The 20,541-nt window shown below is 58.5% G+C and carries 16 protein-coding genes and 1 pseudogene; 2 read left to right on the top strand and 15 right to left on the bottom strand.

What is annotated here, in order from left to right:
- Positions 1 to 184: 184 nt before the first annotated feature.
- The 3 genes from eno to FHT73_RS23400 form a co-directional block, all read right to left on the bottom strand.
- Positions 185 to 1,459: a phosphopyruvate hydratase gene (gene eno / locus FHT73_RS23410; RefSeq protein ID WP_112338330.1), complete on the bottom strand. Its 1,275-nt coding sequence runs from the start codon at positions 1,457 to 1,459 to the stop codon at positions 185 to 187.
- Between the two features lie 148 nt (positions 1,460 to 1,607).
- Complete coding sequence (gene kdsA, locus FHT73_RS23405) at positions 1,608 to 2,447, bottom strand: 3-deoxy-8-phosphooctulonate synthase (RefSeq protein WP_112338329.1); 840 nt, start codon at positions 2,445 to 2,447, stop codon at positions 1,608 to 1,610.
- Positions 2,444 to 3,331 (bottom strand): VOC family protein, encoded by an 888-nt coding sequence (locus FHT73_RS23400; RefSeq protein WP_183715164.1) that lies wholly within the window; start codon positions 3,329 to 3,331, stop codon positions 2,444 to 2,446. The genes kdsA and FHT73_RS23400 overlap by 4 nt, the downstream gene beginning before the upstream one ends.
- 420 nt (positions 3,332 to 3,751) lie before the next feature.
- Between FHT73_RS23400 and lexA the strand changes: the two genes are divergently transcribed.
- A complete protein-coding gene (gene lexA, locus FHT73_RS23395; RefSeq protein ID WP_112338327.1) occupies positions 3,752 to 4,474 on the top strand; it encodes a transcriptional repressor LexA in 723 nt (240 codons plus the stop codon).
- On the opposite strand, the gene FHT73_RS23390 is transcribed toward lexA, so the two are convergent.
- On the bottom strand, positions 4,455 to 6,686 hold the full coding sequence (locus tag FHT73_RS23390; protein WP_246712208.1) for a ComEC/Rec2 family competence protein: 2,232 nt from the start codon (positions 6,684 to 6,686) through the stop codon (positions 4,455 to 4,457). The genes lexA and FHT73_RS23390 overlap by 20 nt on opposite strands.
- 528 nt (positions 6,687 to 7,214) lie before the next feature.
- Between FHT73_RS23390 and gltA the strand changes: the two genes are divergently transcribed.
- Positions 7,215 to 8,504 (top strand): citrate synthase, encoded by a 1,290-nt coding sequence (gltA, locus tag FHT73_RS23385; protein WP_015339806.1) that lies wholly within the window; start codon positions 7,215 to 7,217, stop codon positions 8,502 to 8,504.
- A gap of 26 nt (positions 8,505 to 8,530) precedes the next feature.
- Here the strand turns inward: gltA and lpxB are convergent, their stop codons facing one another.
- The 11 genes and pseudogenes from lpxB to pyrH form a co-directional block, all read right to left on the bottom strand.
- A complete protein-coding gene (gene lpxB, locus FHT73_RS23380) occupies positions 8,531 to 9,712 on the bottom strand; it encodes a lipid-A-disaccharide synthase (RefSeq protein WP_183715160.1) in 1,182 nt (393 codons plus the stop codon).
- A complete protein-coding gene (locus tag FHT73_RS23375; RefSeq protein ID WP_183715158.1) occupies positions 9,709 to 10,590 on the bottom strand; it encodes an LpxI family protein in 882 nt (293 codons plus the stop codon). Before FHT73_RS23375 ends, lpxB begins: the two co-directional genes overlap by 4 nt.
- Positions 10,591 to 10,592: 2 nt before the next feature.
- Positions 10,593 to 11,408: an acyl-ACP--UDP-N-acetylglucosamine O-acyltransferase gene (gene lpxA / locus FHT73_RS23370; protein WP_015339803.1), complete on the bottom strand. Its 816-nt coding sequence runs from the start codon at positions 11,406 to 11,408 to the stop codon at positions 10,593 to 10,595.
- Positions 11,405 to 11,878: a 3-hydroxyacyl-ACP dehydratase FabZ gene (gene fabZ, locus FHT73_RS23365; RefSeq protein WP_112610215.1), complete on the bottom strand. Its 474-nt coding sequence runs from the start codon at positions 11,876 to 11,878 to the stop codon at positions 11,405 to 11,407. The genes lpxA and fabZ overlap by 4 nt, the downstream gene beginning before the upstream one ends.
- Positions 11,871 to 12,938, bottom strand: coding sequence for a UDP-3-O-(3-hydroxymyristoyl)glucosamine N-acyltransferase (gene lpxD, locus FHT73_RS23360; protein ID WP_183715157.1), 1,068 nt, complete (start codon positions 12,936 to 12,938; stop codon positions 11,871 to 11,873). The genes fabZ and lpxD overlap by 8 nt, the downstream gene beginning before the upstream one ends.
- A gap of 51 nt (positions 12,939 to 12,989) precedes the next feature.
- Positions 12,990 to 15,323 (bottom strand): outer membrane protein assembly factor BamA, encoded by a 2,334-nt coding sequence (gene bamA / locus FHT73_RS23355; protein ID WP_112610211.1) that lies wholly within the window; start codon positions 15,321 to 15,323, stop codon positions 12,990 to 12,992.
- Between the two features lie 197 nt (positions 15,324 to 15,520).
- Positions 15,521 to 17,194, bottom strand: a complete 1,674-nt coding sequence (gene rseP, locus FHT73_RS23350; protein ID WP_112610209.1) for an RIP metalloprotease RseP — start codon at positions 17,192 to 17,194, stop codon at positions 15,521 to 15,523.
- Positions 17,195 to 17,320: 126 nt separating this feature from the next.
- A complete protein-coding gene (locus FHT73_RS23345) occupies positions 17,321 to 18,154 on the bottom strand; it encodes a phosphatidate cytidylyltransferase (protein WP_183715155.1) in 834 nt (277 codons plus the stop codon).
- Positions 18,154 to 18,903: pseudogene (locus tag FHT73_RS23340) on the bottom strand (isoprenyl transferase); the annotation flags it as partial. The gene FHT73_RS23345 and the pseudogene FHT73_RS23340, both read right to left, overlap by 1 nt.
- Before the next feature lie 100 nt (positions 18,904 to 19,003).
- Complete coding sequence (frr, locus tag FHT73_RS23335; protein WP_015339796.1) at positions 19,004 to 19,564, bottom strand: ribosome recycling factor; 561 nt, start codon at positions 19,562 to 19,564, stop codon at positions 19,004 to 19,006.
- 56 nt (positions 19,565 to 19,620) lie between these two features.
- Entirely contained in the window at positions 19,621 to 20,340 is a 720-nt protein-coding gene (pyrH, locus tag FHT73_RS23330; protein WP_183715153.1) for a UMP kinase, read from the bottom strand.
- Positions 20,341 to 20,541: the final 201 nt, after the last annotated feature.

The following is a 20,541-nucleotide window of genomic DNA, read 5'->3' as shown; positions in this document are numbered from 1 at the left end:
TCAAAGCCCGTTCGGCCCAAACAAGATCACATGAAATCAAATACCTGCAGCCAAGATAACCGGCAGAGATTAACTGTCCGTTGACTCTAACTGCCAGGACCAACAAAAAACCGCGCCCGAAGGCGCGGTTCGATCCAAGCAAACAATCTGGCCGCAGACCCGTGCGGATCCAAGGCTTCGGATATCAGCCACGAAGGATGGAGCGGCCGGCATATTTTGCCTGCGGGCCAAGCGCTTCCTCGATACGGATGAGCTGGTTGTACTTGGCAAGACGGTCCGAACGCGACAGCGAGCCGGTCTTGATCTGGCCGCAGTTGGTGGCGACAGCGAGATCGGCGATCGTGGAATCTTCCGTTTCGCCGGAGCGGTGCGACATGACGGCGGTGTAGTTCGCCTTGTGCGCAGTTTCCACGGCGTCCAGGGTCTCGGTCAGCGAGCCGATCTGGTTGACCTTGACGAGGATCGAGTTGGCTACCCCCATGCCGATGCCATCGCGCAGGCGGGCAGAGTTGGTGACGAACAGGTCGTCGCCAACGAGCTGGGTCTTCTTGCCGATGAGGTCGGTCAGCGTCTTCCAGCCTTCCCAATCGTCTTCAGCCATGCCGTCTTCGATCGAAACGATCGGGTATTTGGCTGCGAGTTCGGCGAGATATTCAGCCATGGCGCCGGATTCCAGCGTGCGACCTTCGCCTTCGAGAACGTACTTGCCGTCCTTGAAGAATTCGGTCGAGGCGCAATCGAGACCGAGAGCGATTTCTTCGCCCGGCTTGTAGCCGGCCTTCTCGATCGACTTCATGATGAAGTCGAGAGCTGCCGGGGCGCTGGAAAGGCCCGGTGCGAAACCACCTTCGTCACCGACGTTGGTGTTGTGGCCCTGCGATGCCAGTTCCTTCTTCAGAACGTGGAAGACTTCCGAACCCATGCGGACGGCTTCGCGGATCGAGTCAGCGCCAATCGGCAGGATCATGAATTCCTGGAAGTCGATCGGGTTGTCGGCGTGGGCGCCACCGTTGATGATGTTCATCATCGGGACTGGCAGCAGGCGGGCGTGAGCGCCGCCGACATAACGGTAGAGCGGCAGGTTGGCGCTCTGGGCAGCAGCCTTGGCAACGGCGAGCGAGACGCCGAGGATGGCGTTGGCACCGAGGCGCGACTTGTTCGGCGTGCCGTCGAGCTCGATCATGATGTTGTCGAGCTGGATCTGGTTTTCGGCATCCATGCCGCCGATCGCGTCGAAGATTTCCGAATTGACGGCTTCGACGGCCTTCTCGACACCCTTGCCATGGTAGCGCTTGCCGCCATCGCGAAGCTCGACAGCTTCATGCGCGCCGGTCGACGCACCCGACGGAACCGCCGCGCGGCCCATGCTGCCATCTTCGAGGTAGACATCGACTTCGACAGTCGGATTGCCACGGCTGTCGAGAATCTCGCGGGCGATAATGTCGGTGATTGCGGTCATGATAGCTCCCTGCTCGCTGGTTTATAAATCGATTTAAATCGTCTTAGTCGAAGGCGCGGAAATTTCAATGGCGATCCGCGCCGCGATTTGGCACTCCTGCAGGCCCGTAACGCAAGTTCATGTCAGCCTGTTGAATGCCGGCTACGTTTCAGGCCTTGGCGATGGCGTCGAAGGCCAGCAGCTTCTCCAGAAGCCGCGGCATATCCTTCAGATAGACCATGTTCGGGCCATCGGATGGTGCATTGTCCGGATCCTCATGCGTCTCGACAAAAACGCCTGCGACACCGACGGCAACGGCGGCGCGCGCCAGCGTCTCGACGAACCGACGATCGCCGCCGGTCGAACCGCCCTGTCCGCCTGGCTGCTGCACGGAATGGGTCGCGTCGAAGATGACGGGCGCGCCCATCGCCGCCATGATCGGCAGCGAGCGCATGTCGGAAACAAGCGTATTGTAGCCAAAGGAGGCGCCGCGCTCGCAAAGAAGAATATTCGGATTGCCGCTTTCGTTCAGCTTGGCAAGCACGTTCTTCATATCCCATGGCGCCAGGAACTGGCCTTTCTTGACGTTGACCACGCGGCCGGTCTTGGCAGCGGCAACCAAAAGGTCTGTCTGGCGCGACAGGAAAGCCGGGATCTGCAGGATATCAACCGTCTTGGAAACGATGGCGCACTGCTCTTCCGTGTGGATGTCGGTCAGGACCGGGAAGCCATATTCCTTCTTCAGGTCTTCAAAAACCTCCAGCGCCTTTTCCAGCCCGATGCCGCGCTTGCCCGACAGCGATGTGCGGTTCGCTTTGTCGAAGGAGGACTTGTAGACGAGGCCGATGCCCAGCTTGCCGCAAAGTTCCTTCAAAACGCCGGCGACCATGAAAGCATGGTCGCGGCTTTCCATCTGGCAGGGACCGGCGATCAGCGACAGCTTTGCAGTATTGGAAAAAAGGACCTTGGAGGCACCCTCGCCGACGGTGACTTCGGAATTTGTGCTCATTTTATCTCCTCAAAGGCGAACAATGCGCCCTGACCGGGCGCCAACCTCGCCAATAGACGATTGTTCTTACGCGTATAGGTGACGCCGTTAGCAGTGAAATGCGACGATGTCACGGAAAGATCGCGCGTTTTGAAAAGGATTGCCCGCGCCCTGAGCCCCGGATCATTCGTGCGAACAGGCAGATCATAGAATGCCTCCATTCCTTCCGGGGTCAAAATCTCGAGATCGGCATTGGCAGTCCTGATCGTCAGGCCAAAGGAATGCTCCATGATGCGTGGGTCGCCGACAACCTCTTCGAAGAAACCGCGATAGACCGCCGGCTTCGGCGCGCAAAGCGCTACCCGCGCGATACCAGTCACGCCGTTCTCGTGACGCTCGAGCGCGCTGCGATCAGCCGGCAGCGGATTGATGCGCTGACAGCAGAAAGCGAGAAAATCCGGCGCGCGCAGATCGGCGGCAAAGGCAAGACGAAAGCCTGCCGTGGTTTCTGTTCCATCCGGCATCTTCATCGGACGCGAGAAATCCAGCATTCGCCCCGCCGAAATCGCCGCCGCGTTGAAACGCTTATCATCCGCCACCGCATCATCCGTACCGAATACCACGGCCGAAAAGCCATCATCCCCCACCCGGAAACGATAAGCCTGATCGCGCGCGACGAAAACATTGCCATCTACGATGCTCTTCTCGCATTGCTCCGGAGATGCGACGCCCAGAGGTTCGAGATAGGTTTTATCGGCAAGGAAGACGCAGGCATTCTGAGTGCCAAAGGGATGGCGCGCATCTGGAGCCACCGTGAAACCGAGCTTGCCTAGGCGTTCGCGCGCCAGAGCGATATTGACGGTCGGCAGCACGAGATGATCCAGCGGATGCGGAGACGAAATCATGGCTTCTCCTGTTTGCTTGCGGAAGCAGATTTGCGCCCATCCCCCAAGCAATTCAAGATGGGAGGATGGAACATCCCGAAGCACACGACATGGATTGAAGGCGATCTCGCAAACGTGATTGCTGATTCTCTCCCATAGCCGGCTTATGCAGTAGTGTGGCACTTTGATCCAAATGCTGGGCGCACGGACTGAACGACAAGGCCCTGGAAGCGAACAGAGCGGCATTTCTCATATTTTTCCATGGGTTAACGCAAGTATGGCGCCTCGATGTTCCGATCCGATCTATTCGCAAATGGTAATTATTTAACTGACCCCACAAGGCTTTACCGAAATTTAAGCACTTGCGGAACACATATGGAACATATAGTGTCCGTTCTGGATTTGTTTCACGGCTTTTCTTGATTCTGAGGTTCCAAGACGATGTTGACGCGCAAGCAGCAGGAACTGCTTCTCTTCATTCACGAACGCATGAAGGAATCCGGTGTTCCGCCATCCTTCGACGAGATGAAGGATGCACTGGATCTGGCATCCAAATCCGGCATTCACCGCCTGATCACGGCGCTGGAGGAGCGAGGTTTCATCCGCAGGCTGCCGAACCGGGCCAGAGCGCTCGAAGTCATCAAGCTTCCCGACGCCTATAATCCGAGCCTGCAACAGCGCCGCGGTTTTTCGCCCAGCGTCATCGAGGGCAGCCTCGGCAAGCCACAGCCCGTTGCCCCGCCCGCTCCGTCGAAAGTGGCAAATGACGATCACAACGGCTCGGCGTCCGTACCCGTGATGGGTCGCATCGCAGCCGGCGTTCCGATCTCCGCCATCCAGAACAATACGCACGACATTACCGTTCCCGCCGACATGCTCGGCTCCGGCGAACATTATGCGCTTGAAGTTCGAGGAGATTCGATGATCGACGCCGGAATTTTCGACGGCGATACGGTCATTATCCGCAATTCGACCACGGCCAATCCCGGCGATATCGTCGTTGCACTCGTCGACGATGAAGAAGCTACCTTGAAGCGCTTCCGTCGCAAGGGTGCCTCCATCGCGCTGGAAGCCGCGAACCCAGCCTATGAAACCCGCATCTTCGGGCCGGATCGCGTCAAGGTTCAGGGCAAGCTCGTCGGCCTTATTCGTCGCTATCACTGACCGGTGAATTGTCCAGAACTGGTGGTGCCTTTGCAATTGGCGCGTCGAATTTGTCGGTGCGCCAATCATAGGTTCGATGCCTGGTCCATGGGCGCTGCGGGTTGTTGAATGCGGCTGAGATGATGGGCTTGTCTACGGAAAGCACCATTTCGATGGAGCCGGTTTTGCGCAATGTCGCACCGGTTATGAGCGTTGCTCCGGAGCGGCAGTGGTCCAGCCGCAGCCGGATTGGCGTCACAACAATGTTCCCGGTGTCGCAAGCCGCGGGCAGATAGGCCGCGTTCTCGATGGTGACCAATATCGCGCCGTTTTCGAGCATGGCGACACACCATGCTCCCTTCTGACAGGCAAAGCTGCCTTGCATGGTGCGGTCTAAAGCTTCTTCCATTGCGGTGCGGACCGCCTTCTGCTCGTCATTGCTTAATCGCTTATGCCGATCCGTCTTGCTGATCTGCGGAAGCCGGCTATCGGTCGGGAGCATGGTCGGCGGTTGATGTTCGGCTGCGACTAGCGCTTTCTGCCATTGCTCGAAGATGAAGGCCTGCGGTCTCTCGCGATTGGTGGCGAGGATATCATCCTGGCGCAAGGCAACGAGAATGCCATCTTCCGCGATCATCAGATCCGGCTTCGGCACACCAGAGCCGAACGCGGCCACACCGACAGATGACAGCAGCAGCAACAGGCCCATATGGCGAAGCCGGGTCCGCAGCATGCTCATGATCAGGAAGCCGGCGATGAAAGTCGGCATCAGCCAGCCGGGCTGGCGGCCGAAGGTAATGTCACCTCCCCACCCAGCCACCGTTTTTGCAATAGCGATCACAAGCTCCAGTCCCTCACCGGTGACTTTCCAGAACGGTCCATCGATTCCGAAAGGCATCAGCAGCATCGCCATCATACCGAAGGGCATGACGATGAAAGAGACGACGGGCATGGCCGCAAGATTGGCAGCAAGTCCATATGTCGCCAACCGGTGAAAATGCTCGATCGAGAAAATGGCCGTCGACGCACCGCCGATGAACGAGGTCGACATCACACCTCCAAAGAAGCGCGTGACGAACAGTAGCGGACTTAACAGACGGATGCGCGGCAGGATGTTTTCGCGATGCCGCCGTCGTTTCCAGAGCGAATAGCCTGATACCAGCGCCAGCGTAGCGGCGTAAGACATCTGGAAACTCGGACCGAGTACCTGAGACGGTGACAAGACTAGGATGACGATGGCTGAGAGCGCCACATTGCGCAAGCTGATGGATGGCCTGTCGAAAAGTACGGCCACCAGCATGATCGCCATCATGATGAAGGCGCGTTCGGCGGAGACGCCGAATCCGGAAATGAGGTAATAGGCCGTTACCGTTAGAAGCGCGCCGAAGGCTGCGAACTTCTTCGTCGGCCAAGCCTGGACGACGCCGGGAAACAGGCTGAACAAATAGCGCAGACCGACATAGAAGATGCCAGCCGACAACGCCATGTTGAGACCGGAAATTGCGATGATGTGGGTCAGGCCGGCAATTCTCAGAGCCTCGGTCGTATCCTTCGAGATCGCACGTCTCTCATCGGTGACAAGCGCTGCCGCAAAGGCGCCGGTATCTCCGGGCAAGGTTTGCCTGATGCGGTCGCCTATGCTGTTGCGCAGGCCAGCGAGCCAGATATCGGCCGCATCCAGTAGCGAGCCGGCAACATTGTCACCGGATGGCGATAATAATTCCGGCGTTCCGTAGGCAAAGCCATTCGCGCCGATGCCGTTGAAATAGGAGCTGAAGGCAAAATCGTTGAGACCCGTCAATGCCGGTCCGGCCGGAGGCGTCAGGCGCGCCCTGCCCCGGATTCGATCCCCCAGATCGAACGGCTCCGCCTGCTTGCGCACGAAGACCGTAACCCGCTGCGGCGCGCGACGGATAGAGGGTTTTTCCGTTGCCTCGACGCGGACGATATAGCGCCAGCGCCCATTGTCATAGGATTCCCGTCGCTCGATCTGCCCGGTCACGGTCGTCGTCACGGCCGAGTCGAGCATGACGGTGGAAACCCGCCAACTTTCCCACTGCGCGAGCGCCATGCCCAGGCAGATGAGCATACCGGCGAAAAGCGTGTGATGAAGCAGCCTGCCCGCATCGCGCTTTAGCAAAAAACCCAAAGCAAACAGAACGAGGCCTGCGAGAAACGCCTGCGGAGGCGGATCGACTTGCGCCTCGAACCAGATAATCGCACCCAAACCCATATAGATCGGCGCGAAAAGAACAGCACGGCCATGGGCCGCGTCCTCCGCAATCAAGCCGAGAACAGCGGTTCCAAGACGCTTCGGGACACGCAGCAAACGCGACGTCAGCGGCGCCTGATCCTGTGTTCGTTCCCATTGTTGCGCTTTGGCGCGGAGGGTAATGGTGGCGGAAAAGGCATGAGGTTGCGGAGACGCGGTGACGTCCCTGCTCTCTTCCTGCTGGTCGGATGCCTCGAAATTAGGCACTCGCTGACTGCCCCCGCGCCAAATTACAGCTTCTGCGCGATTTGTGCCGTCACCATCCAGTGAATTCAACTGAAATCGGCGGGAACAAAGCTCAATTGGACCGGTATCCCGGCGTAGCATACGAAAGGACGCTTCTGCAGTGCCCAAAAGTTGATACTGCATTGCACAATTTGGCGTTAGGATAACTTGGCATTAGGCTCTGGATCATATAGCTAGTCGGTAGTCGCTTAACCTTTTGGCGCTTTTTATGGCGTCAATCCCGCCAAATCTTGGAGGATCAGCATGACGGAACAAAGCGCGAAACTAACTTGGGGTGAAAAGACGGTGGACCTGCCGGTCAAGACCGGAACCATCGGCCCGAGTGTCATTGATATTGGTGCCCTTTACAAGAACACCTCCACTTTCACTTACGATCCTGGTTTCACCTCCACCGCATCGTGCGAGTCGAGCATCACCTATATCGATGGCGACGAAGGCGTTCTGCTGCACCGCGGCTATCCGATCGATCAGCTGGCCGAACACGGCGATTTCCTCGAAGTCTGCTACCTCCTTCTCTACGGCGAACTGCCGACAGCAGCGCAGAAGAAGGACTTCGACTATCGTGTGACCCACCACACGATGGTGCACGAGCAGATGTCGCGCTTCTTCACCGGCTTCCGCCGCGACGCGCATCCGATGGCCGTCATGTGCGGCTGTGTCGGCGCGCTCTCCGCCTTCTATCACGACTCGACCGACATCACCGATCCGCACCAGCGCATGGTCGCAAGCCTGCGCATGATCGCCAAGATGCCGACGCTTGCCGCCATGGCCTATAAGTACCATATCGGCCAGCCCTTCGTTTATCCGAAGAATGACCTCGACTATGCGTCGAACTTCCTGCGCATGTGCTTTGCCGTTCCGTGCGAAGAATATGTCGTCAACCCGGTGCTTGCCCGCGCCATGGACCGCATCTTCATCCTGCATGCAGATCACGAGCAGAACGCCTCGACTTCGACGGTTCGCCTGGCTGGTTCTTCCGGTGCCAATCCGTTTGCCTGTATCGCAGCAGGCATCGCCTGCCTCTGGGGACCGGCTCACGGCGGCGCCAACGAAGCGGCCCTGAACATGCTGAACGAAATCGGCACGGTCGACCGCATTCCGGAATTCATCGCCCGCGCCAAGGACAAGAACGACCCGTTCCGCCTGATGGGCTTCGGTCACCGCGTCTACAAGAACTACGACCCGCGTGCCAAGATCATGCAGAAGACGGCGCACGAAGTTCTCGGCGAACTCGGCATCAAGGACGATCCGCTGCTCGACATCGCGATCGAGCTGGAGCGCATTGCTTTGACGGACGAATATTTCATCGAGAAGAAGCTGTACCCGAACGTCGACTTCTATTCCGGCATCACGCTGAAGGCTCTCGGCTTCCCCACCACCATGTTCACCGTTCTCTTCGCTCTTGCCCGCACCGTCGGCTGGATCGCCCAGTGGAACGAAATGATCGAAGATCCGCATCAGCGCATCGGCCGTCCGCGCCAGCTCTACACCGGTGCTCCGCTGCGCGAATATGTGCCTGTTTCCAAGCGCTAAGCTTCGGTATTGAAACAAAAAACCGGTCAGAGATGACCGGTTTTTTTATGGGCTAGAACATCCAGAACAATCTGCGCCGCCTTATCGCCGGGCGGCTCATCGGTCTGCATTCGCTCCCAGACCAGATCGTAACCCGCCAACATCGCCGTACGCTCCGGCGTCTCGCTCGCCAGCCGCTCCATATAGCGGGCCAGCATGCCCGGCCGCAGAACATCATTGATGAGCTCCGGCAGTACAGCATAGTCGGCGATGAGGTTCGGCAAGGCGGCCGTCCAGATCTTGATCCGCGACAGCACGAATTTCGCCAGCCATTCGGTCTTATAGGTCGAAACCACCGGAACCCCGGCTAGGCCCAATTCCAGGATCACGGTTCCGGAGGCGGCCATGGCAGCATCGGCCCCAGCAAAGGCGCTCCACTTGGCATCCTGACCGACAAAGATATCCGGCTTGACCTGCCATTTTTCGGTCAGCGAACGAACCAACGCCTCCTGCTTCGGCACTGTCGGCAGCAGAAAACGAAGATTATTATTTCTCCGGCTAATCTCTTCGATAGCCTGCTCAAAAACCGGGAGTAGCTGTCGAATCTCCGATGCACGCGATCCAGGCAGAAGCAGGATCGTCTTTTGGGCATCGGGGCCTGCCAGACCGCGCAAGGCGCGCTGACGGCGAGTTTCCAGCAGATTAGCATCGACCGTCAGGCGGTGGCCGACATACGTAGTTGCCGGACCGCCCAGGCGCTCCATGGCAGCAGGCTCGAACGGCAATACGGCCAGTACATGGTCGACGTAAGCGAGCATCTTCTGCGCGCGATATTCCTTCCATGCCCAGACGCTGGGGCAGACGTAATCGATGATTGGCAGGTCGGGCAGTGCCTTGCGCACACGCTTGGCAACGCGATGGGTGAAATCGGGGCTATCGATGATCAGAAGCACATCGGGCTTTGCGGCAACGATCGCATCTGCCGTCTGTCGGATGCGGGCCAGTAGCTTTGGCAGCCGCTTGATGACCTGAATGAAGCCCATGATCGAGAGCTCGGAGTAATCGAAGAGCGAGCGCAGACCTTGCGCCTCCAGCGCCTCGCCACCGACGCCCACCAGCTCGACCGCACCACCGTGACGCCGCTTCAGGGCCGCGACGAGATCGCCACCCAAGAGATCGCCGGAGACTTCTCCGGCAACGACGGCAAGCTTCAAAGGCGCCGCGCTCACATGAAGCCCTCGGCGCTGAGGCCGCGATCGATGCCGCAGACGAAAATGCCGGCCTCGTCGGCAGCGGCAATTACCGCTTGCCGGTCGAGGATCAGCGCTCTGCCGGCTTCGACGGCGATGCCGGCCAGTCCAGCCTTCTTGGCATTCGATACCGTAGACACGCCGATCGACGGCAGATCAGCCCGGATATCCTGCTGCAGCTTGCAGAGTTTGACGAGCACGCCACGACGGCGCGTCGAGATGCGTCCGGCCGCACGCAGTTCGGCAACTCGCTCGATCATCCTGTCAGTACCCTCGGCGCCCTCGAGCGCGACAACGCGGCCTCCGACGCTGACAGCGCCCTGTCCGACATCCAAAAGCCCCAGCGCATCCGCGGCCCTTGCGCCCTGGGCAATATCGCGCAGATCCTCTTTCGCCGGCGAGAATTTTCCAAGTGGCCCCGTCGCCGCCAAAAGATCCGGCGCAATTTCATGCGCACCCACGACGCGAACGCCGCCGGCCTCAATCAGTCGTATGACCATCTGCAGAACGGCATTGTCCCCTCCCGAAAGAAGAGTGCGGATGGTGGAGGGTAATTCCTTGATGACGCGCCAGGTCGGATGCACCTGACGCCACGAAGGACGTCGTGCAACACCGCCCGACATGACAACACGATCGACACCGTGCCGGCGGAACATTGCCTCGAGACCGGCAAAATTGCCGACGCCAAGATTGGCATGATCGAAGGCAGACCAGTCGCGGTCCGCTTCGTCAGTCAAAGCAATAATGACAGGATTCTCTCCGGCGTGGCGGGCGGCATCGGCGACGTAAACCGGCAAAAGCCCACTGCCGGCGATGATCGCCAGTCTGCCCTTGCCGTTTTCGCTGGCCGAAACCACCCTCAGCTCTTGCCGCGATTCGGCGATGAAAGCGCACGGTCGCTTTCGGCAGCAATGAAATCGAGAATTTCCATCACTTCCTTGCAATCGGCATATTCTTCGCGGATAGCCGCTGCATTGTCGCGAATGGATCCTTCGCCTTCGAAGATGCTCTTGTAGGCGCGGCGAACGCGGTGAATGACGGCGCGATCTATCCCTGCGCGGCTCATCCCGACGACATTCAATCCTGACAACACGCCAGGATTGCCGTTCAACATGCCATAAGGGATGACATCGTAGCTGGCTGCCGTAAGCCCCCCAATGAAGGCTTGCCTGCCGATACGCGTGAACTGATGCACAGCACAACCACCACCGAGGATTGCACGGTCTTCAATGGTGACGTGTCCTGCCAGCATCACATTGTTCGACATGATGACATTGTTACCGACGCGGCAATCATGTGCGACGTGCGAATTGGCGAGAAAGAGGTTGTTGTTGCCGACGATCGTCCTGCCGCCGTAATCGGCCGTACCGGTGTTAATCGTCACGCCTTCGCGGATCGTGCAGTTCTCACCGACATCAAGCGTCGTCTCTTCGCCGTGATGGTGGACGCTCTGCGGATCACCGCCCACAACGGCCATCGGAAAGATCTTCGTTCCCTTACCGATCGTCGTGCGGCCAGTCACGACTGCATTATTGAGCAACTGAATATCGTCGTGCAGAACGACTTTGGGACCGACATAGCAGAGCGGGCCGACAACAACATTCTCGCCGACGACCGCGCCGTCCTCGACAACCGCCAGCTTATGAATGCGGGCGCTCTTTGCGATGCTGCTCATGCCTGTTCTTGATCCTTCCGTACGATCATCGCACCGATATCAGCCTCGGCCACCAGAGAACCGTCGACCTTGGCATCGCAATGGAACTTCCAGATGGTGCCACGCTGCTTCTGTTTGACGACGTGGAACTCGACGCGGTCGCCCGGAACAACCGGCCTGCGGAAGCGGGCGTTGTCGATCGTCATGAAGTAGACGAGGTTGCCGCCGATGCCATCCTTGCGGGCGCAGATCGCACCCGCAGTCTGCGCCATACCCTCGATGAGCAATACGCCCGGCATGATCGGAGAACCGGGAAAATGCCCCGTGAACTGCGGCTCGTTGGCCGTCACGTTCTTGATGCCGATCGCGGAATTATCGCTGTCGATCTCAATGATCTTGTCGACCATCAAGAAGGGATAGCGATGCGGCAAAAGCTTCATAATTTCCAGAACGTCAGCCGACGACAACGACGCCTTGGCTTCCTCAGTCATGCTCCGCACTCCCGTCTTTCTTGTCTCTGGCTCCTGACCGCTTTGCGATCTCCGCCGATTCCCTTAGAAAATCCCATAGCGGCCGCGCCGGAAGGCCCGCATAACGCTCGCCCGCCGGGATGCTGTTCATCACACCGCTCTTGGCGCCGATCTGCACGCCGTCGCCGATGTGGATATGCCCATTGAGGCCCGCCTGGCCGCCGATCTGCACGCCATCGCCGATCACCGTGCTGCCGGCAATACCGACCTGACTGACGATAGCGCAATGACGGCCAATGCGGACGTTATGTCCGATCTGGACCTGATTGTCGATCTTCGTGCCTTCGCCGATCACGGTATCATCCATGGTGCCGCGATCGATCGTGGTATTGGCGCCGATCTCGACATTATCCTGGATGATGACGCGGCCGATCTGCACGATCTTGACCATGCCACGCGGTCCCGGCGCATAGCCAAAACCGTCCTGACCGATGCGCGTGCCATTGTGGACGATGACGCCGTTGCCGAGATAGGCGCAGAGCACGCTCGCACCGCCGCCGATGCTGCAATTGCGCCCGATTTTGACACCCGGCCCGATGAGAGCGTTAGGGCCGATATAAGTCCCCTCGCCGATCTCTGCACCCGGGCCAATAATTACACCCGGCTCGATGCCGACATTGGCCTCCAGCTTAGCGGTCGCATCGATCGTCGCGGCGGGCGAAATCGTCGTCGGATTCGCGGTAAACGTAACCGGCCTCATGGCTTGCGGATGCAGCAATGCACCGGCAATGGCGAAATCCGTATGCGGCTTCTTCGACAGAAGTACCGGGATGTGATCGGGGACGAAAGATCTCAGCGCCGGAAGGCAAATGATCGCCGAAGCCTTGCAGGTCTCCAGCTCACCACGATTCTTTCGGGAAAGGATATAACAAATGTCACCTTCGCCTGCCCGGTAGACGGGAGCGATAGATCTGATGACGACCTCCGAAGAGGTCGCATCAGCCAGTTCCGCCCCAAGATGCTCAGCCAGCTGTTTCAAGCTGACGCCACCATGGGGCGGGAAAAAACCAGTATGTTCCATAAGCACCAGCTCCAGAACGGTGTTCAAGCCCGCAGTTCTGGACTGCCGATATCAGAACTGGTTGGCGATGCCAAACCGGAAATTCTCAGTCTTGTCGTAATCTTCCTTCAAGACCGGCACCGCATAGTCAACGCGGATGACACCGAACGGCGACGACCAGATCAGACCGGCACCGAGCGATGCGCGGATCGAGCTGTCGTTATGAAGGGTATCGCCGAAGAGATTCGCCTTGTTGCCGTAGAGCGTGCCCGCATCAGCGAAGGCTGCGATACGCAGACCGATATCCTGAGGAACACCCGGCATTGGCATGCTCGCTTCAGCCGAAGCCGTGAAGTAAGTCGTGCCACCAAGCGGATCGCCATGCGACGAACGCGGACCGATACCAGCATTCTCGAAGCCGCGGATTTCGCGGCCGCCGAGCGTGAACTGATCGAAGACGTTCAGCTTGCCATTCGTCGGCATCACGTAGCCGGCACCCACCGTCAGCGAGCCGATGATATCGGCTTCGTCGCTGATCATCTGGTAGTAACGAGCCTTACCGCTCAGCTTGTAGAAGTCGGAGTCGCCGCCGAGACCCGCAAATTCATGCGTGAACTTGGCGATGATGCCCTCACGCGGGAGGTTCTGATCGTCCAACGTATTGTAGGTGAAGGTCTGCGAAACCGTCGACTGCACCCACGGACCGTTCTCGACGAGATTGAGATACGGAGCCGAAAGATTGTTCTGCCAATCGTTCGTACCGTCGTAGGTCAAGCGCTTGTAGTTGTAGCGCAGCGTCGTTGCCAGGTTCTCGGTGATCGGCGCGGTGACGCGCAGCGAGAAGCCTTCTTCCGAATAGTCGTAGTAATCGTCGCTCGACGTCTGGTTCTTGAAGATATCGAAACCGGCAGCCAGACGATAACCGAGGAAATAAGGCTCGGTGAACGAGATGTTGTAGGTACGATTGCCTTCCGTGCCGGCACCTGCGGCGAGACGGATGTACTGACCGCGACCGAGGAAGTTCTTTTCTTCGACCGAGGCTTCGAGAAGCAGGCCGCCATTGTTGCCGACAGCGTAACCGGCGCCGATACCGAAGGAGCCGGTCGGCTGATCTTCAACATTGACGATAACAACGACGCGGTCCGGAGCGCTGCCCTGAGCCGTCGAGATATCGACCTTGGTAAAGTAGCCGAGCGCATCAAGACGACGCTTGGCGCGCGTGATCATTTCCTGGTTGAAAGCATCGCCTTCGTTCAGGTCGAACTCGCGGCGGATGACGTAATCGCGCGTGCGCGTGTTGCCGCGGATTTCGATACGTTCGACATAGGCGCGCTCACCCTGGTCGACGAGATATTCGATGCCGATGGTATGACCAGACAGATCACGGTTGCCGCGCGGCGTGATGCGGGCGAACGGATAGCCGGCAGCCGCGACGCGCTTGGAAATGTTCTCGATCGAAGTCTGAATATCCTTGGCGCTGTAGACATCGCCCTTGTGGGTGATGACAAGGCCCTTCAGCTCGTCGGCATTGATGCCCTCGACGGTCGAGATGACGTTTATGTCGCCGTAGGTGTAACGCGGGCCTTCATCGACGTTGAAATTCAGTGTGTATTCGTTGTTCTGCTCATTCAGCGTCGCATCGGCACTGACGACGCGAAAGTCGGCATAACCATGATTGTAGTAGAACTGACGCAGCTGATCCTGATCGCCCTGCAGGCGCTCGGGGCTGTAGACGTCCTTACGCGTCAGGAACGAGAGGAAGTTGCTCTTCTTCGTGCCGATGACCGAAGCAAGGCGACCGCTGCCATAGGCCTGGTTGCCCGAGAAATTGATCTTGTCGATCTTGGTACGCTCGCCTTCGTTGATGACGAAGGCCACGTTCAGACGGCCCGGCGCGACCTCGGCGGTCTGCGTGGTCACCTGCACATCGTTACGACCGATGGATGCATAGGCATCCTTGATGGTCTTGACGTCAGCCTGAACGGTCGCCTCGTTATACGGGCCTGCAGCATGCGTCTGGACGATGCCCTGAAGCTTGTCGTCCTTGATCTTGCGGTTGCCGTTGAAGACCACAGCGTTGATGAGCTTGTTTTCGCTGACCGATACAACCAGCGCGCTACCCGAAACGGTAATGTGGACATCGGAGAAATATCCGGTGGCATAGAGCTGCTTCACCGAAGCATCAATGTCACTGGCGGAGAAGCTCTTGCCGGGCTTGATCGTGATATTATCCCGGACGGCCGTCTCGCCGACGCGCCCAGCACCGCGAACGTCAACCCGCTGAATAACAGCTGCCTCAGCGACAGAAGCAGAGGCAAGGGTGATCACACCAGCGCCGGACGCAACAACACCTGCAGACAGCGCTACCGCCGACACTGCGTTCAAAAATTTTGAACCAGCCTTCATTTCACTTCTTACCTTTTTTCAATCGTCCCCAGCCTCGAGCGAACCCGATTCCGGCCACGTGTGTCGTTTTACCCGCTTTTGACATACAAGCAAGGGAGCACGTTAATTTCTGTTTACTTCATTTCAAACCGTGGCCCATTCGCCACTACCGCTTTGAAACATCGTAAATAAATCGTAATTTTCCTCTCGTCGCCCCACTAGCCTATTCGGGAACTAATATCGTTCCAGGTCGCAAACACCATGAGCGAGAGCACCATCGCAAATCCAATCCGGAAAGCGATATCCTGCGCCCGTGCACCCAGAGGTTTTCCCCTTACGGCTTCAATCGCATAGAACATCAGATGGCCGCCATCAAGTACCGGGACCGGCATCAAATTTAATAACCCTATTGAAACAGAAAGTATGGCGGCGAATTGGAGCACCGCGGCAAAACCCAGGGTTGCCATCTGCCCCGAAAGTTGCGCAACCCGAATAGGTCCCCCGAGCTGATCGGCCTTCATGTACCCGCCGATGACGTTGCCGAGATATTCAAAGGTACCGGAAACGATACTGCCGGTCTGTTTCACCCCTTCGGAAAGCGCCCGCAGCGGCCCATAAGCCTCGTAACGCAGCTTGATCGGCTTCTGTCCGTCGCCGATCCCGATCGTGGCAATCTCCGTCCGAGCGCCGAAGACATCGGTCTCCTCCGACTTTTTCGGCGTCACGGCCACTTCGCGTGTCTGGCCGTTGCGCTCCACCGAGAGCGTGATGGGTTTGTCGGCATGAGCTGCAGCGTAACGCTGCACCTCACCGATGGAGCCGATCGCTCGTCCATCCACAGAAAGAATGCGGTCACTGAGCTCCAAGCCTGCCGCCTGGGCCGGGCTGTCAGCACCGATCGACGCAATCAACGGATCGATCGGCGCGATGCCGATGCTGCCGACATCCTTCTTATTGCCGGATGCATCCGTATCCGGCAATGTTTCGGGCGTCATCGTGAAATCGCGGATCACGCCATTACGCTGAACTGTCAGCACGACGCTCTTGCCAGGGTGCTCGGCGATGTAGCGGCCGATATCGTAATAGGTGGCAGCATTATTGCCATCAACGGCAATCAAGTGGTCTCCCGCCTGCACGCCGGCCTTTGCCGCCGGTCCACCCGGCTCCACCGCAGTGACGACCGGATCGACCAGCGCAATGCCGATGCGACCCATTTCCATCTTGTTGCCGAACTGATCCGTGTCCTCCACCAGCTTCGGCACGATTCGGAAATCGCGATTCTGACCGTCGCGGTCGACAGTCAGTACGATAGTACGGCCCGGGCGCAGGCCGACATAGCGCTGCACTTCATCGAAAGTCGTCACTTTGTTGCCATCGACAGCGATCAGGCGGTCGCCTGGTTCAATGCCAGCCTCCGCGGCCGCGCCGTCACGCGTCACCATTGCAACGACAGGATCAGCGACCGTGCGGCCGTAGACGCTGAAAAGAACGGCAAAGATCACAATTGCGAGCAGGAAATTGGCAATCGGGCCCGCTGCCACGGTTGCGGCCCGCTTCCAGAGCTTGGCGCCGGCGAAGGATTGAGCGCGCTCCTCCTCCGTCATCGCCGAGAGCTGATCCACATCGGTCTTGCTGGAGGCATCCTCATCACCGAAGAATCGCACATAACCGCCGAGCGGAATAAGGGAAAGCTTCCAGCGGGTGCCGTGCCTGTCGGTAAATCCGGCAATCTCCGGCCCGAAGCCGATCGAAAAAGCCATAATGCGGATGCCCGACCAACGGCCCACCAGGTAATGGCCCATTTCGTGCACAAAAACGAGCAGCGACAGCACAAAAACAAACGTAATGACGTTGTTCGTCAAGAAACCGATGAAGCCAGCCGCGCTACCCATGCAACGATCCTGTTCGTGTTAGAGTGGTTCAAGCTTTCACGGAAGCTCCGAACCACTCCATCTTTCTGTTTTCTCGCAATTCCGGACGGAAAACCGCTGAGCGATTTTCCTGGAATTGCTCTGGTATCAGACCCCGAGCAGAACGCCGCCCAATGAAAAGGTCTCGCCGCCCATTGTCAGCGATATTACGATAGCCAACAAAAACGCCGCAAAACAAGCAAAAATTAGTCCATCGACCCGATCCATGACGCCGCCATGTCCGGGAATCAGATGGCTGGAGTCTTTCACGCCAAACTTGCGCTTGATGAATGACTCGAATAGGTCGCCGATCTGGCTGCAGACCGAAAGCACCAGGGCAAGGACGGGGATCCACAGGTCTTCAGCTGAAAAGAAGCTCCAGACGACAGCGGCTCCCGCAACGACGGCTGCGACGGCGCCTCCGATTGCGCCCGACCATGTTTTACCCGGCGATATGCGTGGCGCAAGCTTCGGCCCGCCGATAGCGCGGCCAACGAAATAGGCAAAGATATCGGTCGCCCATACCACGGCAAAGATAAACAGCATCAGCACGAAGCCGCGAAAATCGTCATCGCGAATCTCGGCAAGGGCAATCGCCGTCAGTCCGGAATAGAATATGCCGCCCGGCAGCCACCAGCTCTTGCCGCGCGCCGCGACCATGATCGCCGTGACAGCGACGAAGGCAGCAAGAACCTCTATGGAATAGACGGATTCGCTCAACACGGTCGCGCCGGCGATCAATACGAGCCCAAGCCAGCCGAGCGCGTTTCCCTGAGGATCGCGGCCATGCAGATCCGATATCGTCGACCATTCATAATAGACGAGCAGCCCGATTACGGCAGCCAGCAGGCGAAAGCCTGTGCCGCCATACCAGGTAGCAGCAAGAACGACGACAGCGAGAATAATGCCAGAGATAATGCGCAGCCTGAGTTCGCGGCTCATCAGGACCCCACGGCCGCCGCCTGCTTGGCGGAAAGGCCGCCAAAACGCCGGTCGCGCGCAGCATATTTCTCCAGCGCCGAGAAGAAGAGCTCGCGGCTGAAATCGGGCCAATAATCCGGCACGAACATGAATTCCGAATAAGCAGCCTGCCAGAGCAGGAAATTCGAGAGCCGCTCCTCGCCGCTCGTGCGGATAATGAGATCCGGATCAGGAATACCTGCCGTGTCGAGACGGGCATCGACCAGGTCCGCAGTGATGTCCTGCGGGCGCAGCCTTCCGGCTTCGACATCCTTGGCAAGACTTACGAAGGCACGCGTGATTTCGTCGCGCGAGCCATAGTTGAAGGCAATGACCAGCGTCAGGGCCGTATTGTTCCTGGTGGTCTCCTCCGCCTCGAGCAGCAGGGGCAGGATATCGCCACGCAGACCGGTACGATCGCCGATGACGCGGATACGTACGTTCTGGCGATGAAGTTCGGCAAGGTCCCGACGGATGAAGGCCTTGAGAAGGCCAAGGAGATCACTCACCTCCGCCTCGGGCCTGCGCCAATTCTCCGAAGAGAAGGCAAACAGCGTCAGATATTTTATGCCGATGTCGCCCGCCGCCCGCACCGTCTCTCGAACCGCCTCCACGCCCTTGCGATGACCCATGGTGCGCGGCAGGCCGCGCGCATTGGCCCAGCGACCGTTGCCATCCATAATAATGGCAACGTGTTCAGGTACGGCAGACAACGTAGGAGCTGACATATGAGTCCGGTTTCGTTCAGCGGAAAGATGCTATGGTCTGGTAATCTAGGGCGCGGTCGCGGCTTTCAATATTGCGAAAAGCTCGACACTCCCCAGCGTACGATCAGACGTGCATGATTTCCTTTTCCTTGTCGGCTAGCAAGCGGTCGATTTCCGAAATCGTCTCATCCGTCATTTTCTGCACACGTTCGGACAACGAGCGGCTCTCGTCCTGACCGATTACGCCGTCTTTTTCGGCCTTTTTGAGGCCATCCATGCCATCGCGACGCACGTGGCGAATCGCTACCTTCGCCTTTTCCGCATATTCATGGGCGACCTTCACCAGCGAACGGCGCCGCTCTTCGTTGAGTTCCGGCAGCGGGATGCGCAGGTTCTGGCCATCGACGATCGGATTGAGGCCGAGATTGGATTCGCGAATGGCTCGCTCGGCGGCGCTGACCATCGACTTGTCCCATACCGACACGGTCAGCATGCGCGGCTCCGGCACGGTGATGTTGGCCACCTGGTTCAGCGGCATGCGCGAGCCATAAGCTTCGATCGTCACAGGATCGAGAATGTTGGCGGATGCACGCCCGGTGCGCAGTGAGGCGATATCGCTCTTGAATGCCGCAATGGCGCCATCCATACGGCGCTTCAGTTCCTTGAGATCGCTGGCTTCACTCATGTCTATGCTCCCCTGTAATGAGGCGACACCGGGGCTGACCCGACGTCACAGGAATATCAATTGTCTGATACGATGGTCTTGTGGCCGCCGCCGGTCAAGATTTCCGCGAAACCGCCCTTCTCATGAATGGAGAAGACGACGATTGGAATGGAATTTTCGCGTGCAAGCGCAACGGCTGCAACATCCATGACCGCCAGCCCCTTTTCGAGCACCTGGCTATGGGTCAGATGATCGAAGCGCTCGGCATCGGGGAACTTCTTCGGATCGGCGGAATAAATGCCATCGACCTGAGTTCCCTTGAAGATCGCTTGGGCGCCCATTTCGGCGGCACGCAGCGCTGCGGCAGAATCGGTTGTGAAGAAGGGATTGCCGGTACCGCCGGCGAAGATCACCACGCGGCCGAGCGAGAGGTGGTAAAGCGTGGCGCGCTGCGAGAAGCTCTCGCAGATTTCCGGCATGGAGATGGCCGAGAGCACGACGGTATCGATATCAAGCTTGCGCAGCGAGGTCGCCAGGGCCAATGCATTGATGACCGTGCCGAGCATGCCCATGTGGTCCCCGGTCACCCGGTCCCCACCCTTGGAAGCCACGGCTACCCCGCGGAAGATGTTGCCGCCGCCGACGACGACACCGACCTCGACACCCATTTCGCGCGCCTGCGCAATGTCGCCGGCAATCCGGTCCGCGACGGTGACATCGATACCGAACCCCTGACTGCCCATCAGAGCTTCACCGGAGGCCTTGAGCAACACGCGCTTGTAGATCGGCTGGGACATCGTAGCTCCTTGAAGTGATCACCGGGGAATGATTGTGAAAGCCGGATACACGAAGGGCACCGCGTTGTCACGCGATGCCCTGACGTTTTCCCTGATATGGTTTCACCAAACCGGGATATGTCTCTTTTCGATCGGGCTTTTCCGCACGTCTTCAAACTGCGGAAAAGTCGTATCGTTTTGTTTCCTTACGCATTCCGAACG

Source organism: Rhizobium sp. BK098 (assembly GCF_014193155.1).
In the GTDB taxonomy this organism is placed as follows: Bacteria; Pseudomonadota; Alphaproteobacteria; order Rhizobiales; family Rhizobiaceae; genus Rhizobium.
The sequence above is the reverse complement of the archived record's forward strand: the minus strand, read 5'-3'. Positions and strand labels throughout refer to the sequence as shown.